Origin of the sequence: Mesorhizobium carmichaelinearum (assembly GCF_900199455.1) — a bacterium.
Lineage (GTDB): Bacteria > Pseudomonadota > Alphaproteobacteria > Rhizobiales > Rhizobiaceae > Mesorhizobium > Mesorhizobium carmichaelinearum.
Genome location: NZ_FZQR01000149.1, coordinates 1 through 552 on the forward strand (window position 1 = coordinate 1; position 552 = coordinate 552).

1 pseudogene is annotated in these 552 nt (G+C 67.6%); it reads left to right on the forward strand.

From position 1 onward, the window contains the following. Positions 1–98: 98 nt before the first annotated feature. Positions 99–552 (forward strand): annotated as a pseudogene (locus CKW40_RS42430) (hypothetical protein); the annotation flags it as partial.

A 552-nucleotide genomic window follows, 5' to 3' on the forward strand; every position in this document is an offset into this window, starting at 1 on the left:
GCCGCTGCGCTGCGCTTGCGGTGACGGCCCTTCCGCCGCGTGGCCGGGGCCGACCGTCAGGCCGCGAAAGGCGCGGCCGCAGCCGACGGAGACAGACCATGACTTTCGACCTTCCTTTCGACGACGCATACGAGCCCTACCACGCCTCCTCGCCGACCGACCGCGTCATCCTCGAACTGCAGATGTACGGCCATCGCCCGCATCAGGACGAACCTGATCCCCGCCCGCTGCCTGACGACGAGGTGATCCGTGCCGGCCTCGCCGGGATCGTCGAGACCTTCGCCGGCATGCTCGGCGACACCAGGCTCGAACCCGATCTCGACGATTTGCTCTGGTCCTTCGCCAACGTCTTCCACCGTGCCGCCGAGCGCGTCGCCCGCAACCTCGACCGCAATGAGGAGGCGCAGCGTTCGAGCCAGCAGGAGCAGGACGGCTCGGAGGTGAAGTCCGTCGAGCTGGAACGGCTCACGGGCGAAGGCATCACCTACATCGAGCGTCGCAACGTGCTGGAAATCATGCGCGACGAAGCCGCCGACCTCTACGAGGCGCAGA